The organism is Crenobacter sp. CS_VA4, from assembly GCF_055597485.1.
This window is the reverse complement of record NZ_JBVMAE010000087.1, coordinates 1-445: the sequence shown is the minus strand read 5'-3', so window position 1 is coordinate 445 and position 445 is coordinate 1. Positions and strand designations below refer to the sequence as shown.

Sequence of the window (445 nt, the reverse complement as noted above, 5' to 3'; positions counted from 1 at the left end):
AGAACGGATGATGTCCATGAACAAGGCGCGGGCGTCCTGACGGTTGCGGAAGCCGGCATCGATCAGATTGCGGTCGCGGCGGAGCAATCGCAGGGTTTCGGCGGACAGCCCTTCGACCGCGTGATCGAGCTTGTTTTCGCAGCGGGTCCACACCTTGAAGACGCGCAGCAGCTGCAACGGCTCCTTGCGGAAGACATCGTCGTGACGGGTGCTGAGATAACCACCGACCAGCACGAAGTGGTCATCGATATCGATGGGTTGTGCCGGTTCGTCGGTAATCTGCTCCTGGAACAGCTGAATGAAGATGTCGTTCAGTACCGACAGCATCTTGATGGTGCGGTAGTACAGCTGCATGAACTGCTCGACCGCGAGGTTGGAGCTCTGGTCGGCATAGCCGTACAGCTCGGCGACCTTGACCTGATGATCGAAGAGCAGGCGGTCTTCG

1 protein-coding gene is annotated in these 445 nt (G+C 58.9%); it reads right to left on the bottom strand.

Going from position 1 to position 445, the window contains the following annotated elements; translation table 11 throughout:
- The coding region (locus ACZ2IA_RS22815) for a [protein-PII] uridylyltransferase family protein (RefSeq protein ID WP_470294878.1) at nt 1-445 on the bottom strand (445 nt) is incomplete at both ends.